Genomic DNA, 14,696 nt, shown 5'->3' on the forward strand with positions numbered 1-14,696 from the left:
GGCAAGTTGATGTTTTGTTGGCGAATCGTAAAAAAAAGGCGGCCATAGGGCCGCCAAGGAAAAAAGATAACACTACCTCTGTGGTACCCGGTAACGCACCTGAAGCTGGTCGAGGATCTGCAGCTGGCCCGGCAGACGGGCGGCGAAGTGCTCCCACGCCTTGCGGGCGGGGTCGCTCCAGGCCACCTCGGCGGTCGCCAGCATGCGCGGGAACAACATATAGTCGAGGCGATCGCGAGAGGTGATCAGCTCCGACCATAAGGGGCTCAGCACCCCCAGGATGTTATCGTTGGCATGGAAATCGGCTGGGGCCGGGTCACATGCGTAGACCTGCGCCAGATTGAGGGTGCCCGCCCAGTAGAGGCCGGGTTCATGGATGTCCTGGCTCCAGGCCAGATCCAGATAGAGGTGCTGGGCCGGTGCCATCACCACCGGATAACCCGCCGTCGCCGCATCGAGCCCGGCCTGGAAGCTGGTCCAGGCGAAGATGGTGGCGTCCCGGCTCACCTTGTCGCCGTGCAATATCTCCTCCCAGCCCAGCATCCGCTTGCCCTTGCCTGCCAGGTACTGCTGGCAGTGGCGCAGCAGGTGGCCCTGCAGCTCGCGGCAATCCTGATACCCCTGCTGCTTCATCAACTGCTGGCAGGCGGGGCTGTCGGTCCAGACCCCGACGGGCACCTCGTCCCCCCCCATGTGCACCAGCGGCCCCGGGAACAGTTCGCACACCTCGTCCATCACGGCTTCCAGGAAGCGGTAGGTGCCGGGCAGCGCCGGGTTGAGCACGTTGTCGTCAAAATATTGCACCGACAGGTAGCGGGAGCGGTCGGCTTCCTCCACCAGCAGCTCGGGCAGCGCCTTGATGGCGGCGTGGCAGTGACCCGGGATGTCTATTTCCGGAATGATGGTGATGCCGAGCCCGGCGCCGTAGGCCACCAGCTCGCGCACCTCGCTCTGGGTGTAGTAGCCGCCGTAGGGCTCGGGGCCACCGCTCAGCTGGGGCCCCACCGGCAGGGCGTGACCGCGCCAGGCGGCCAGCTCGGTCAGCTGGGGGAAGGCCTTGATCTCGAGTCGCCACCCCTCGTCATCGGTCAGGTGCCAGTGGAAGCGGTTGAACTTGTAGAGGCTCATCAGCTTGAGCAGGCGCTTGAGGGTGGCGAGGGAGTGAAAGTGGCGGGCACAGTCGAGAAAGATGCCGCGAAAACCGAAGCGCGGTGCATCGCTGAGCTCGATGCAGGGCAGGCTCTCGCCGTGCTGCAGATACCACTGGGCCAGGCTGACGAGGCCGTGGCGCCAGCCCGCCTCGCCGCTGGCGGCAATCACTATCTCCTCCGGGGTGATGGTCAACCGGTAGGCTTCGGGGCCCAGACCGCTTTCAACCAGCCGGATCTCGGCGTCGTGATCCTGCGCCAGCGCGAGCCCGGTCAGTTCGTTGAAGTGGGCCAGCAGCGGGCCGAGCAGGGGGCTCGGGCCGCTGACGTGGGCGCGCTCCGCCAGCCGGAAGTTGCCCTCCAGCAGCAACAGCCGATCCGGCTGGGGCACGATGCCGGCGAGGGGCTCCACTTCGGGCAGATCCGGTGCCGCAGCGGCGGATTGCGGCAGGCCCAGCTCCTCACCGGTCAGCTCCACCGGCATCAGCTGGGGACCGCCGCTGGCCTGGGGCAGGCTCAGAAAGAAGCCGCGCGGCATGTCGGAGAGGCGCTTTATGGGGGTGTTGCGACAGCAGAAGCTGAGCTCACTGGCCCCCGTTTGCGGGATCAAGACCTTGTAGCTGCCGCTCTGGCGCTCCAGCTCCCCCCCCTCTACCGAGCCGGGGTCGATGTGGCGGGCCAGGCAGAAGTGGAGTTTCCAGGGGGCATCCGGCAGTTGGCTCAGGCTGAAACGAAACCAGACGTCATCGCCATCGCGTCGGTCGACCTGGGTGTGGATCAGGGGTGCAGACATGAAAATTCCTCTGATGGAGTGAAGGGGACGAACAGCCAGACAGCGTCCTTGTGGTATTGGTCAACCCCGGCCGGGAGCCGCAGGGCTGACATGGGCACCCCCCGCAGCGGGCAGACCGGGGTCAGGCCCGCACTTTGGGGTGGGGTGGATGGGGGCAGGTTCAGGGATGCAGACACGGGTAGGCCTCCGAGCGGGCAAACAGGATGGCCCCCTCCAGCGCGTCGGCGCCGGGGCTGACCAGCGGCAGGTGTGCCAGACGGGGGGCGAGGCGCATGCCGATGCCGCCGAGCAGGGCTATCTGGTCGGCACCCAGCTGGCGCATCCCCTCCAGCAGGGTGGCCAGCTGCTGGCAGGTTTCATCCAGCAGCTGGCAGGCAAGCTCGTCGCCGTCGCTGGCGGCATCGAACACCCAGGGGGCGAAGCGGCCGTAGTCAGCCGGAATGGCGCGGGCGGCCCAGCGCACCACCTCGGCCTGATCCCGCTTGAAGTGATCGAGCAAGCGGATGGCCAGCGTGCTGGGGGGCAGGATGCCGTCGTGGCAGAGCAGGGATTGCTGGATGGCGCGCAGCCCCAGCCAGGCGCCGCTGCCCAGATCCGAGATGGGAAAACCGCGGCCGGAGCAGGTGTGCAGCTGGCCGTGGCGATAGATGAGTCCGGCCGAGCCGGTGCCGGCTATGAGGATGGCCCCCTCCTCGCCGCCAAAGGCGCCCAGGCAGGCACCGAAGGCGTCGGAGGTGAGCCGCACGCTCGCAAAGGGGAAGGGCATGGTCAGCATGGCGTGATAGCAGTCGGCCAGCTCGGCGGAGGCGAGTGCCAGCCCGACCCCCATCCGTTGCTGGGCATCCTCAGCCAGCCCGGCCTCGATACGGGCCTGCTCGATGGCGGCCAGCACGTTGCCGTGGGCGAGCGCGATGCCGAGCTCCAGATTGGAGCCGGCAGCGCGCCCCTCGCCGAGCAGCTTGCCGGCCCGATCCCGAATGCGGGCGCGGGTGTGGGTGCCGCCGCCATCGACACCGACCCAGTACTCAATCATGGGAACCTCCGAGGGCGCTCTGCCAGCTGATGGCCAGGGCGAACCAGGCGGCGTGGGGTATCCACTGCTCGCCCCAGCGCCAGTTCTGATCCAGCCGATCCTTGTACGCATCTGGAATGAATGCGATCTCCGCCTCGTCATCGAAGCCGGCGGTGATGCCGTTGCAGATCCCCCCCAGCGCATTGGGATAACCGGCGGTGTAGGTGGGGTTGTTGCTGCCATGACCCGCCAGCATGCAGGCGTTGAAGGGATTCCGCCCCAGGATCCAGTCGAGCTGGTGCTGACCGAAGGTGAGCAGCGGCTTGCATTGGCGCGGCAGCTGGGCAGCGGCGGCAAACGCCATGGCGGCGAGCGACGCCAGCCGTGCATTTTCCCCCTGCCACCAGTAACCCGACTCGTTGTGATGGGGCATAAAGAAGCTCACCCGAGGGGCCTCATCGACCCCCTTCACATACTGGCGGGCGAGGGTGAACGGGTTGCCGGGCCGGGCGCAAAGCGCCAGCTCGGCGGCCAGCGCCTGCTCGATGACGCGCTGGGCCGTCCCCTGGCGCGCCGGATCCGGCTCGATGGCGAGATACTCCAGCAGCGCCAGCACCGGCAGGCCCGCCTCGGCGGCGTGGTAGTAGGGGCGCGAGCCATCCTCGTTGGCCGACCAGTAGTGGCCGAGCTCAGGGTGAGGGCGCTGGCGGGCGCACAGCCTGTCGGCCCGCACTCTGGCCTCTGCCAGCCATTCGGGGCCCAAGGTGCGGGTCAGTTCGATGGCGGCCAGCAGGGCGCAGTAGTCGTCGATGATGTTCTCGACCCCGTCGTCCAGATAGGCGAGGTTGTGCTCACGCAGGTGCAGGTAGCCGCGGCGGGCCGCCTCGGCGTAACGGCTGGCATCAACGTCGCCGCTGACGCTCTCGCGGGCGGCGCGGGCGAGCGCCGCGATGGCCATGCCGCCCCCTTGTCGAAAACCTGCCTGCCAGCTGGTGGACTTGAGCCCCTGCTGGGTGGCATAGGCGCACAGCTCGCGCTGGGCGGGATCCTTGCTCCACTTGTCGAACAGAGTCATGTAGAAGAAGCCCGACTCATCCTGCATCCGGCAGAGGAAATCCGCGCCGTGCAGCGCCTCGTCGTTGAGCCGCTTGCAGAGGTTCACCCCGTCGATGTCCTGGCGCGGGGCCAAGAGCTCCCGGCACTTGAGCAGGGACCAGACCACCATGGGGGTCTGCTGGGGGTTGAGGTAGTTGGCGTAGGAGAGGTGGCTCAGGTACTTGCTCACATCCCCGCTGGCGTCATACCAGCCGCCGTGCACGTCTTTGTGCTGGTCGCTGCCAAACAGGCGGGCACTGCGGTCGGCCCGATCGAAGGCGCCGCTGGCGCGCTGCCCCTTGAAGTAGTGAATGAGGTCGGAGAGGCAGCGGCTGGCCAGCAGATCCTGGCCGATGGTGAAGGGAGCGGTGCGCACGATGCGCTCCTTGGTGCCCGTCTGGATGAGGGCCTCCAGCCGGTAGTGGCCCGGCTCTTTGACGGCGGAGAAGTCGGCGCGCCAGTAGTGGCGCCCCTGCCAGCCCTCGACCTGGCCGGCCGGCTGCAGCGGGACTTCCAGCAGGATGCGCTCGTCATCCTGGCGCAGCAGCCTGAGGTGGCCGCGGATATCGAGGTCGGTGTCGCTCTGCAACAGGGCGATCTTCTCCCCGTCGCACTGGTAACCCACCTGATTGATCAAGAGTTCCATCAACGTCTTACTCCTGTGGCTCGCCTGGCGTGGCAAGGCACATTGCGGGGCCCTGACGGCCCCGTTGCGAGGCGTGGCCGGACGCTGTGTCCGGCCGGTCTGTCATTGGTAGAGGTAGCAGCGCACGAAGTGGTTGTCGGCGAGCTTGCTGACGGGGGGCAGGGTCTCCTTGCAGCGGGGCATCGCCTGATTACAGCGCCCGGCAAACGGGCAGCCGCAGGATTCCGGCGTCCAGAGCGGGATCTCCCCCTTGCGGCCCCCCTCCAGCTCGGCGTGGATGCTCTTCTCGGGGTCCGGCACCGCCGAGATGAGCAGCTGAGTGTAGGGGTGCTGGGGGTGGTGCAGGATTTCGTCCACCTCGCCCCACTCCACCATGTGCCCCACGTACATCACCGCCAGATCTTCCGCCACGTAGCGGGCGGTGGCGATATCATGGGTGATGTAGAGCATGGAGACCCCGAGCTCATCCTTCATCTGCTCCATCAGGTTGAGGATGCCGATACGAATGGAGACGTCGAGCATGGAGGTGGGCTCGTCCGCCAGCACTACTTCGGCCTCCACCGCCAGGTTGCGGGCGATGTTGACCCGCTGGCGCTGGCCGCCGGAGAGCTGGTGCGGGTACTTGGCCGCGGTGGCCTTGGCGGGGGTGAGCCCCACCTTCTCCAGCAGGCCGTAGACCATGTCGGGCAGATCTTTCTTGTCGATCACCTTGCTGTGCAGCAGCAGGGGGCGGGCGATGTGGTGGTAAATGGTGTGGGTCGGGTTCAGTGAACCGAACGGGTCTTGCCACACCATCTGCACGCTCTGGCGGTAGTCGAGCAGGGCGGTGCCCTTGTTGAACTCCTCGAGGTCGCGGCCGCGATAGAGGATGCGGCCGCCGGAGAGCTTGTACATCTTGGCGATGATCTTGGCGATGGTGCTCTTGCCGGAGCCGGACTCCCCCACCACCGCCAGGGCACGGCCCCGGTGCAGGTTGAAGGTGATGTCCGAGAGGGCCCGCATCTTGCCGCTCTTGATGGCGTTGGAGTTGACGGGGAAGTCCTTGTAGAGGTGCTGGACTTCGATGATGGGGGCGTCGGTTTGGGCGATTTGCATGACAGACATCCTTAACAGCCAGCGGCCTTGTCCAGATAGATCAGGGGATCTTGTTGCTCATCCTGCGCCTCATAGAGGTGGCAGGCGGTTTGTTGGCCGGGGCGGATCTCGGCCAGTTTGGTGTACTGCTGGCGGCAGCGCTCGTGCACCCTGGCGCAGCGGGCCTGAAAGCGGCAGCCCACCGGCACCTCCAGCAGGTTGAGCGGGGTGCCCGGGATCCCTTCCAGCACGGTTTTTGGGCCGTGCAGAGGCGGGAAGGAGTTGCCGAGCCCCTTGGTATAGGGGTGCAGCGGCGCGGTCAGGATCGCCTTGGCCGGCGCCACCTCTACCAGTTCACCGGCATACATGATGCCGATGCGATCGCAGAACTCGACCATCAAGGAGAGGTCGTGGGTGATGAACAGGATGGAGAAGTTGAACTTCTCTTTCAGCGCATAGACCTTCTGCAGGATCTCCCGCTGCACCACCACGTCGAGCGCCGTGGTCGGCTCGTCCATGATGAGCAGCTCAGGGTTGAGCGCCATGGCGATGGCGATCACCAGCCGCTGGCGCATGCCGCCGGAGAACTGGTGCGGGTAGTCCTTGAGCCGGCTCGGGTGGATGTCGACGATGGCGAGCAGCTCCTGGGCGCGCTTGATCGCCTCGTAGCGGGTCAGCCCCGGGTTGTGGGCCAGCAGCACGTCGCAGAACTGCTCCTCCATCCGCAGCACGGGGTTCAGCGCATTCATGGCGGACTGGAACACCACCGACACCTGCTGCCAGCGGTAGGATCGCAGCCGCTCGTCACCGTAGTGGAGGATGTTCTCCCCCTTGAACAGGATCTCGCCGTCGCTGATGTAGGCGGGCGGCTTGTGCAGCCGCGCCACCGAGAAGGCGACGGTGGACTTGCCGCAGCCCGACTCGCCGGCCAGGCCGAACACTTCACCGGGGGCGATGTCGAAGCTGACCGAGTTGACGGCGCGCACGTCGCCGTTCTCGGTGATGTAGTCGACGCAGAGGTTGCGTACCGACAGCAGGGGTTGTTGCGATCTCATGCTGTCTTCTCCTGTACGGCCGGCACCGGCGTGGTGACGGGGGCGGCGAGTTTCTTCCAGCGATTGAGCCCCTTGTGGGAGCGCAGCTGCGGGTTGGCGATTTCATCGATGGCGAAGTTGAGTAGGGCTAGGCCGGCACCGAGCGTGGCGATGGCGAAGCAGGGGGCCAGGATCTCCCACCAGGCGCCGACCAGGATGGCGCTGGAGGTCTGGGCGTTGTAGAGCATGATGCCCCAGCTCACTACGGTGGGGTCGCCAAGGCCGAGGAACTCCAGGGTCGCCTCGGTGACGATGGCGTAGATGATGGAGCCGATGAAGCTCACCCCGATGATGGAGATGAGGTTGGGTAATATCTCCACCAGGATGATGCGCCAGGCCGGCTCGCCCAGCACCTCGGCGGCGATGACGAACTCTTTTTCGCGCAGCGCCAGGGTCTGGGCCCGGATGACGCGCGCGCCATAGGCCCAGGAGGTAAAGCCTATGATGAGCGCGATCACCGTCGGTGACGCCTCCCCGATAAAGCTCGCCAGCACCAGCAGCAAGGGGAGGTTGGGGATCACCAGCACCACGTTCATCAGGAAGGTGAGGCACTCGTCTATGACGCCGCCGAAGTAGCCGGCGGTGATGCCGACCGTGATGGCGAGGGCGCACACCAGAATGCCGGCACCGAAGCCCACCATCAGGGAGATGCGGGCGCCGTTGGTGAACTGGGCCCAGATGTCGTGACCCATGCGGGTGGTGCCCATCACGTACTCGGCACTGGGTGGCTGGTGCGGGCGGGAGACCCGTTTGGTCGGCTCGTAGCTGGCCAGCAGCGGGGCGAACAGCGCCATCAGCACGAAGCTGACCACGATGAAGAGGCCGCAGGCGGCCTTCTTGTTGCCCAGCAGGATTTTCAGAATAGTCGGCATGCGCATCTTATTTGCCTCCGGTACGCAGACGGGGATCCAGGAAGACGTAGAGCACGTCGGCCAGGAAGTTGAAGCTGAGCATGGTGATGGTCATGATGAGCAGCTGCCCCTGAATGAGCGGGTAGTCGCGGGCCAGAATGCCCTGATAGAGGGTCAGACCCAGTCCCGGGTAGTTGAAGATCACCTCGGTGATGAGGGATCCGCCGATGACGAAGCCCAGCGCCATGGAGAGGGCGGTGACGCTCGGCAAGATGGCGTTGCGGGCGCCGTAGTTGAAGATCACCCGGTTGCTGGAGAGCCCCTTGGCCTTGGCCATGGTGATGTAGTCCTCGCCCAGCAGGTTGATCATGTTGTTGCGCATGGTGATGAGAAAGCCCCCCACCTGCACCATGGCCAGGGTGCCCACCGGCATGATGGCGTGGGTCAGGATGCTCTTGATGTGCTCCCAGCCCCAGTCAGGCTTGATCTCCGGGCTGTAGGCGTAGCCGATGGGCAGCCACTCCAGGCTCACCCCGAACAGGAAGAGCGCCAGCAGCGAGATGACCACCGGCGGAATGGCCTGCATCACCAGGGTGAGCGGGGAGAGGAAGCTGTCCATGCGTCCGCCCCGGTGCCAGGCGGCAAAGATGCCGACGATGGAACCGATGGAGAAGCTCAGAATGGTGGAGGTGCCCACCAGGAACAGGGTCCAGCCGATGGCGCGGCCGAGCACGTCGGCGACCGGTTGGGGGTAGTAGCGCACCGAGGTGCCGAGATCCCAGGTGAAGACACTCTTCACATAGGTGAGAAATTGGGTGCCGATGGGGCCGTCCACGAAACCGAAGGTGGCCTTGAGGGCTTCCAGGGCGGCGGGTTCCATCATGGCGCCGGCCCGGGCAAACATGACGGAGACGGGATCCCCCGGCATGGCTCTGGGTAGCAGGAAGTTGATGGTGGCGGCCACCAGAAAGGCGACCAGATAGAAGGAGAAGCGTCTCAGTATGAATCCCATGATGATACCTTTTACTGCTGGTCCGCCCCGCGCCGGGCATAGTTACCCCAACCCCGGCAGAGCCGGGAAAAAGGGGGATGGGCGGGGAAGAGGGCCCCCCGCAGGGGGCCGGGATTGATTAGCTGTTCGGCTTGAGTGACAACACGTGCAGCAGACGCTCCGGGGTGTCCGGGTGAACCTGCGGCTTGGCGACCGGGTTGTCGGCACTGAACCAGCCGTGGAAACGCTTGGTGCTGTATTCGTACCAGGTCGGGTTGTTGAACACCGGGATGATGGTCTGGTTGGCACCGACCCTGTCCTGGATCTCGAACATGATCTCCTTCTGCTTGGCGGCATCGGCGGTCTGGGTAAAGTCGTCGATCAGCTTGTCCAGCGCCGGATCCTTGTAGCGGGGCGCCGCAAAGCGGTTGCCGCGCTCACCCATGTTGCGGGAGTGGAAGGCCGTCTCGAAGTACTTGTGTGGGTTGGCACCGGCAAAGTAACCCTGCAGAGCGACGTCGAAGTCACCGGTGATCAGGTTCTCGGTCCAGACGGTGGCTTCCGGGGTGGCTGTCTTGGCGTTCAGGCCCAGTGCCTGTAGCCCTTCCACGCCGATCTGGGCGGTGTTGACCCAGTCGGTCCAGCCGTTCGGTACCAGCACCTTGAACTCGATCTTCTGACAGGTGGGGGTGTCGAGGAACTTGTCGCCGTCACAATCCTTGTAGCCGGCCTGCTTCAGCAGGGCCTTGGCGCCTTCCAGATCGAACTTGTTGTACTTGCCGTACTTCTTGTCCACTTCCGGGTTGTTCCAGGAGTCAAAGGCTTTGCCGAGCCCTGACGGGTACTCGTTGACGGTCGGGTAGCCGTAGCCCGCGATATCCACCATGGACTGGCGATCCATCGCCATGGAGAAGGCGCGACGGAAGTTGATGTCGTTGAAGGCTTCGTGGTTGCCCGGTTTCTTGGCCTGGAAGTTGACGTTGAACGCCACCGTGCCGGAGGCCGGGAACCAGTACTTGTTGTTCTTCGGATCGTTGCCGACGTAGAGGCGCTCGATGTCCGGCACGAAGGAGCCGAACCAGTCCACGTCACCCTTCATCACGGCGGCCAGTACCTGGTCGTTGGTGGCCATCTGCGGCATGCGCAGGCAGTCGATGGAGAGGTTGGCGTTGTCCCAGTAGTGCGGGTTGCGGCACTGGGTGTAGAGCTGGGCGGAGAAGTTGTCCACTTCGGTGAAGGGACCGGTACCGACCGGCTTGTCGTTGGTGAAGGCGACCGGATCTTTCACCGACTTCCACTGGTGCTCAGGCACGATGGGTACCAGTACCAGATCGTTCACCACGTTGGTGTTGACGTCGGTCAGCTCGAACTTGACCTTGTTGGGGGCCAGCTTCTCGACGCTCTTGATCTGGGTCCAGATTGAGCGCTCGTCCAGCGCCTTGTTGGCCTTGACCAGATTGAAGGAGAACAGGATGTCATCGGCGGTAAAGGGCTGACCGTCCGACCACTTCACGCCGTCACGCAGATCGAAGGTGACGGACTTGAGGTCCTTGCTGAACTCGTAGTGGGTGGCCAGACGATAGACGGGTTTGCCACCCTGCATATCGTTGAAGATCACCAGCGGTTCATAGATGAAGTGACGGGTGGTGTGCAACAGACCCGCTTGCAGGAAGGGGTTGAAGTTCTTGACCCACGCGGTCTCCTGTTGTGCGACCAGGGTCAGCACCGTCTTGTTGTCGGCCGCCATGGCGTTGCCGGCAGCGCCGGCAAGCATCATGGTGCCCAGCATTACAGCAGTAGAGATTTTGGATACTTTGGCAAGCATATTATTTCCTTTCTTATTTATATTCCTTGTTTGGATTTGAGCACCGACTTCGCATGCTGGGGAGGTCGGCCCTCAATGTTGGCCAGGTTTTGCACCTTTGTAGTTGTGTCATCCAACGTCCCTAGCAAAGCAGAGTTAACAGGAAAACAACAACTGTTCAGATCGTCGATATCGTAAAAATCGACGCCCTCACGTCAATTTCGTCAAAACCGCTTTTAACTCGATTTAAATCATCAGGTTATGTTAATTGCTTTGGCGTAATAAGTCCCTGTCAATCGACCTTCCATGACAATTGTGTGAATTGGATCGGCTCTCGTTTTGACGTATGGCGAAGGCTTAATTCTGCACAAAAAAAAACCGCCCCGGCAAGTGTGAGCCAGGGCGCAGATTGGGCGGTGGATATCAGGGTTTGCGGTTGGCGAGCTGACGCAGGGTCTGGGCGCTGTGGTGCAGCTGCTGGCGCTGGGCCTCGTTGAGCGGGCCGTGATTGAGGACGTACTCGGCGGTGGCGACCACCGTCTTCCAGCGTGGCGCCTTGGGCAGGGTATCCAGGCTCAGGTACTTGTCGAGGGTACGGGTCTGCGGGCTGGAGCGGTCCATGTAGACCCGCCACAGCTTGCTCTTCTCGGCCAGCACTATCTTGCCCTTGCCGGTGCTCTGCTGCCAGGCATCCAGAGTGAGCCGCATGGTGTCCACCAGGGCGCGGCGCAGGGGCTCGTCATCCTGCTGGCGGATGAGGTCGTCGGCCAGCGAGCGGAACTCCCCGCCCAGCCGGCTCAGCTCGCCCAGCAGCTGGCCATCCTCGATGATGGCCTGGCGTGACAGGCTCTTGAGGGCGTTCTCCAGCGCCATCACCCGGTTCTCGTCCTGCCGCAGTTCGGTACTGAGGGTGAGGGCGAAGGCGGCCTGGCCCCCCAGGCTGATGGGCAGGGCGCGGGCATTGAGCTCGTCTTTCTGGCCGGCCACCAGAAACGCCAGCTGCTGCTCCCTCCGATCGTGCAGATCGGGCCACTGGCTGGTGAGCGGGCTGGCGAGCCAGTCGTCCAGCGGTTGCCCCTCCATGGCTTCCGGCTCTTGGCCCAGCAGGCGGGCCAGCGCCCGCGAGGCGAACAGCACTGTGCCCTGACCATCGATGAACACCATGGGGTCGGCCCCTTCGCCGAGCAGGGCCAGCAGCCGCTCCTGATCCTGATGCAGCTGCTCCTGCAGCAGCAGACGGTGCTCTATCTCCTGCTTGAGCAAGCGGTTCTCCACCAGAGATGCTCGCCCGGCGCAGGCTTCCAGCAGGGCCCTGACCCGGGCGAACAGCTCCTCCTTGCAGAAGGGTTTGACCAGATAGTCGTTGGCGCCGGCGTTGAAGCCCTCCTCGATGTCCTTGGGCTGGTTGAGGGCGGTGAGCAACAGTACCGGCAGCTTCTCCTTCGGGTGCTGCTGGCGCAGCCGGCGGCAGACGTCGAAACCGGAGAGGGTGGGCATCATCACATCCAGTAGGATGAGGTCGACCGGCTCCTGAGCCAGCTTGGCCAGCGCATCGTGGCCGTCGCTGCTGGGCAGGATGCGATAACCGCAGGGCTGCAGCAGGTGGCGCAGTATGTGCAAATTGATGGGCTCGTCGTCCACCACCAGGATGAGAGGGGCATCCTCGGGGGGAGGGGGGAGGTCATCGCTCTCCCAGTCCGGCAGGATCAGCGGCTGCTGGCGCACCAGCTGATGCTCTATCTGACGGCTGTCGAGGGTCAGGCTGCCCGCCTTGCCGCTGGCGAGCGGCAGGGTGAAGGCGAAGGTGGAGCCGACGCTCGGCTCGCTCTCCACGAACAGCTCGCCCCCCATCAGGTGCACCAGCTGGCGGGTGATGGAGAGGCCGAGACCGGCCCCCTGCTTGCTGACCTCCGGGCTCATCTGCACCAGCGGCTCGAAGATGTGCTCCAGGTGGTCCGGGGCTATGCCGATGCCGGTGTCGGTCACCTTGATGCGTAGGAAATTGCCCTCCACCAGGGCGCTCAGCACCACCTTGCCCTGCGGCGTGTACTTGATGGCGTTGCCCACCAGGTTGTAGAGCACCTGTTCGAGCCGCTGCTCGTCGGCCAGCACAGGCGGCAGCTCCACCGGGCTGATGTCCACCAGGGTGAGCGGTTTGGCCTGCACCAGGTGCTGGCAGAGATCCAGCACCAGCCTAATGACCCCCTTGGAGGAGACCGGCTGGGGGTGGATCTCCAGCTGGCCGTAGCGCATCTGGTGGTAGTCGAGCAGATCGTCCACCAGCCGGGCCAGGCCGTCGGCGCTCTTGATGATGAGCCCCAGCTGTTTTTGCTGCCCTTCGGTCAAGTCCTGCTGGCTGGCGAGCATGGATTCGGCCATCCCCTTGATGCCGTGAATGGGGGTGCGCAGCTCGTGGGAGGTGTTGGCCAGCAGTTCATCCTTGAGCTTGTCCGCCTGCTGCAGACTGAGGTTCTGCTTGTGGGTCAGCTTGACCTGCTGCTGCAGCTCCTGGGTCTGGCGCTCGATGAGTTCGATCTTGTCCTTCACCGAGCGCTGCATGTGGCGAAACGCCTGGGCGAGCCGGTCGATGTCATCGTCGGTACGTTCGATGGCGATGGGGTGATCCAGCGCACCGTCGGCCACCTGCTCGGCGGCGGCGGTGAGGGAGCGCAGCGGCGCCGTGATGGAGTGGGAGAGCCAGCGGGAGAAGAGGATCAGCAGCAGCAGGGAGCCGGCCCCCAGCAGGATCACCAGGGTCTCCAGCTGGCGGATGGGGCGATAGGCCTCGCTGGTGGAGATCTCGGCGATGAAGGCCCACTCGGTGTCGAATACCTTCACCTGGGTGTAGGCGGCCAGCACCTCGTCATCGTGATAGGAGCGAAACAGCCCGACCCCCTGCTCGCCGGAGAGTGCCTTGACCACCAGCGGGGTCTGCAGCGGCCGGAAGTTGGGGCGAAAGCTGTTCTCCACGCTGAATTCAGGCGCCAGCCAGGCGTTGGCCCGCATCCGCTTGTCCGGACCGATGAGGATGGTCTCGCCGGTCTCGCCCAGACCTTCCCGCTCCGCCATGATCTGGTTGAGCTTGTCAGGCAGCAGCTCGAAGATCACCACACCGCGCACATAGTCGTACTGCATAACGGGGGCCGCCATGTAGGCGACCACCTGGCCGGTCAGCTCGTTGCGGCCAAAATCGGTGAACTCGAAGATCTGCTGCGGCTTCTGGCCGCCGTCGAGGCGCCGCTTGATCTTGGCGAAGGTGCTGCCAAGTCCGCTCGACTGGTAGGGGCCGGAGAGCAGGTTGGTGGCGAAGTTGGCGTGCTTGGTTACCGAATAGACCACGTCGCCGTTGAGATCGATGAGAAAGATGTCGCTGTAGTTGGACTTGCGCACCATGTCGGCGTAGCCGCGGTGAAAGCGCTGGTGCACTCGGCCGTACATCTCGTCCGCCAGGATCAGGGCGCTGATGGAGGGTTCGATGTCGCTGGTGCTGTCGGGTTTTTGCAGCTGATCCCAGGAGCCCGGCACATAGCGGGCCTGGGCACGGGTGCGGGCCTCCTGCGGTGTGGTGCCGAGTTTCTCGAAGGCACCGGTGAAGCCATAGAAGCGACCGATACTGTTGCCGGCAAAATCCTGCTGGGAGAAGTTGATGATCTGCTCTTTGAGGTTGCCGAAATAGTCTTCCAGCTGGTTCTTCTTGATGTTGCGAACGGAAACCAGATGGTTGGAAGTCTGGGTGGTGAGATCCTTGCCGTGGCTATAGAGGAAAAACAGGGTGACGACCAGGAAGGGCACCATGGCTAGCATGAAAAATGCCAGCATCAGCTGCGGCCTGAGCCCACGGGGCTTGAAGATCCATTTCATCGGGTGATTTTCAATTGAGAATCCGGTTACTAACCGCAGCAAGTCTCTGACTAAAGGCTAATCATTTCAATGACTTTATCTCAAATTCGCCTGTGGGGTCACAGCCTGGTGCGGATTTTTTGGGCAAGCCGTCTAAACCCTGAGCAAACAGCACGGGAAAGGGGCCAAAGTGCGAAAAAAGGGTTGTGCCTGCGCTCGGGGTACGTATAATGCGCCTCGTTGTCAGGCAACTGGCAGCAAAGCAGTACAGGCGGGAATAGCTCAGTTGGTAGAGCACGACCTTGCCAAGGTCGGGGTCGCGAGTTCGAGTCTCGTTTCCCGCTCCAA

9 protein-coding genes and 1 tRNA gene are annotated in these 14,696 nt (G+C 64.0%); 1 reads left to right on the top strand and 9 read right to left on the bottom strand.

Annotation, left to right across the window (positions count from 1 at the left end; genetic code table 11):
- Positions 1-72: 72 nt before the first annotated feature.
- The 9 genes from OKC29_RS16755 to OKC29_RS16795 all read right to left on the bottom strand — a co-directional run bounded on the left by OKC29_RS16755 (position 73) and on the right by OKC29_RS16795 (position 14,369).
- Positions 73-1,941 carry a beta-N-acetylhexosaminidase gene (locus OKC29_RS16755; protein ID WP_073351171.1) on the bottom strand — a complete coding sequence of 623 codons (1,869 nt, stop codon included), beginning with the start codon at positions 1,939-1,941 and terminating at the stop codon, positions 73-75.
- 160 nt (positions 1,942-2,101) lie between these two features.
- On the bottom strand, positions 2,102-2,974 hold the full coding sequence (locus OKC29_RS16760; protein ID WP_073351170.1) for a BadF/BadG/BcrA/BcrD ATPase family protein: 873 nt from the start codon (positions 2,972-2,974) through the stop codon (positions 2,102-2,104).
- Entirely contained in the window at positions 2,967-4,694 is a 1,728-nt protein-coding gene (locus OKC29_RS16765) for a glycoside hydrolase family 9 protein (protein WP_073351168.1), read from the bottom strand. Before OKC29_RS16765 ends, OKC29_RS16760 begins: the two co-directional genes overlap by 8 nt.
- A gap of 102 nt (positions 4,695-4,796) precedes the next feature.
- A complete protein-coding gene (locus tag OKC29_RS16770; protein ID WP_016351558.1) occupies positions 4,797-5,789 on the bottom strand; it encodes an ABC transporter ATP-binding protein in 993 nt (330 codons plus the stop codon).
- 11 nt (positions 5,790-5,800) lie between these two features.
- Entirely contained in the window at positions 5,801-6,823 is a 1,023-nt protein-coding gene (locus OKC29_RS16775; RefSeq protein WP_073351166.1) for an ABC transporter ATP-binding protein, read from the bottom strand.
- Positions 6,820-7,740 carry an ABC transporter permease gene (locus OKC29_RS16780; protein ID WP_011706884.1) on the bottom strand — a complete coding sequence of 307 codons (921 nt, stop codon included), beginning with the start codon at positions 7,738-7,740 and terminating at the stop codon, positions 6,820-6,822. Before OKC29_RS16780 ends, OKC29_RS16775 begins: the two co-directional genes overlap by 4 nt.
- A gap of 1 nt (position 7,741) precedes the next feature.
- A complete protein-coding gene (locus OKC29_RS16785; protein ID WP_011706883.1) occupies positions 7,742-8,725 on the bottom strand; it encodes an ABC transporter permease in 984 nt (327 codons plus the stop codon).
- A 118-nt stretch (positions 8,726-8,843) separates the two neighbouring features.
- Positions 8,844-10,529 (bottom strand): ABC transporter substrate-binding protein, encoded by a 1,686-nt coding sequence (locus OKC29_RS16790; RefSeq protein WP_011706882.1) that lies wholly within the window; start codon positions 10,527-10,529, stop codon positions 8,844-8,846.
- A gap of 402 nt (positions 10,530-10,931) precedes the next feature.
- Positions 10,932-14,369 carry an ATP-binding protein gene (locus OKC29_RS16795; protein ID WP_162275751.1) on the bottom strand — a complete coding sequence of 1,146 codons (3,438 nt, stop codon included), beginning with the start codon at positions 14,367-14,369 and terminating at the stop codon, positions 10,932-10,934.
- A gap of 250 nt (positions 14,370-14,619) precedes the next feature.
- Between OKC29_RS16795 and OKC29_RS16800 the strand changes: the two genes are divergently transcribed.
- A tRNA-Gly gene (locus tag OKC29_RS16800) sits at positions 14,620-14,695 on the top strand.
- The last annotated feature ends 1 nt before the right edge of the window (position 14,696 follow it).

The organism is Aeromonas sp. QDB34 (assembly GCF_027705405.1).
In the GTDB taxonomy this organism is placed as follows: domain Bacteria; phylum Pseudomonadota; class Gammaproteobacteria; order Enterobacterales; family Aeromonadaceae; genus Aeromonas; species Aeromonas hydrophila.

Coding starts and splice junctions, on each gene's coding strand:
- OKC29_RS16755 (WP_073351171.1), bottom strand. CDS start 1,941: ATGTCTGCACCCCTGATCCACACCCAGGTCGACCGACGCGATGGCGAT.
- OKC29_RS16760 (WP_073351170.1), bottom strand. CDS start 2,974: ATGATTGAGTACTGGGTCGGTGTCGATGGCGGCGGCACCCACACCCGC.
- OKC29_RS16765 (WP_073351168.1), bottom strand. CDS start 4,694: ATGGAACTCTTGATCAATCAGGTGGGTTACCAGTGCGACGGGGAGAAG.
- OKC29_RS16770 (WP_016351558.1), bottom strand. CDS start 5,789: ATGCAAATCGCCCAAACCGACGCCCCCATCATCGAAGTCCAGCACCTC.
- OKC29_RS16775 (WP_073351166.1), bottom strand. CDS start 6,823: ATGAGATCGCAACAACCCCTGCTGTCGGTACGCAACCTCTGCGTCGAC.
- OKC29_RS16780 (WP_011706884.1), bottom strand. CDS start 7,740: ATGCGCATGCCGACTATTCTGAAAATCCTGCTGGGCAACAAGAAGGCC.
- OKC29_RS16785 (WP_011706883.1), bottom strand. CDS start 8,725: ATGGGATTCATACTGAGACGCTTCTCCTTCTATCTGGTCGCCTTTCTG.
- OKC29_RS16790 (WP_011706882.1), bottom strand. CDS start 10,529: ATGCTTGCCAAAGTATCCAAAATCTCTACTGCTGTAATGCTGGGCACC.
- OKC29_RS16795 (WP_162275751.1), bottom strand. CDS start 14,369: ATGAAATGGATCTTCAAGCCCCGTGGGCTCAGGCCGCAGCTGATGCTG.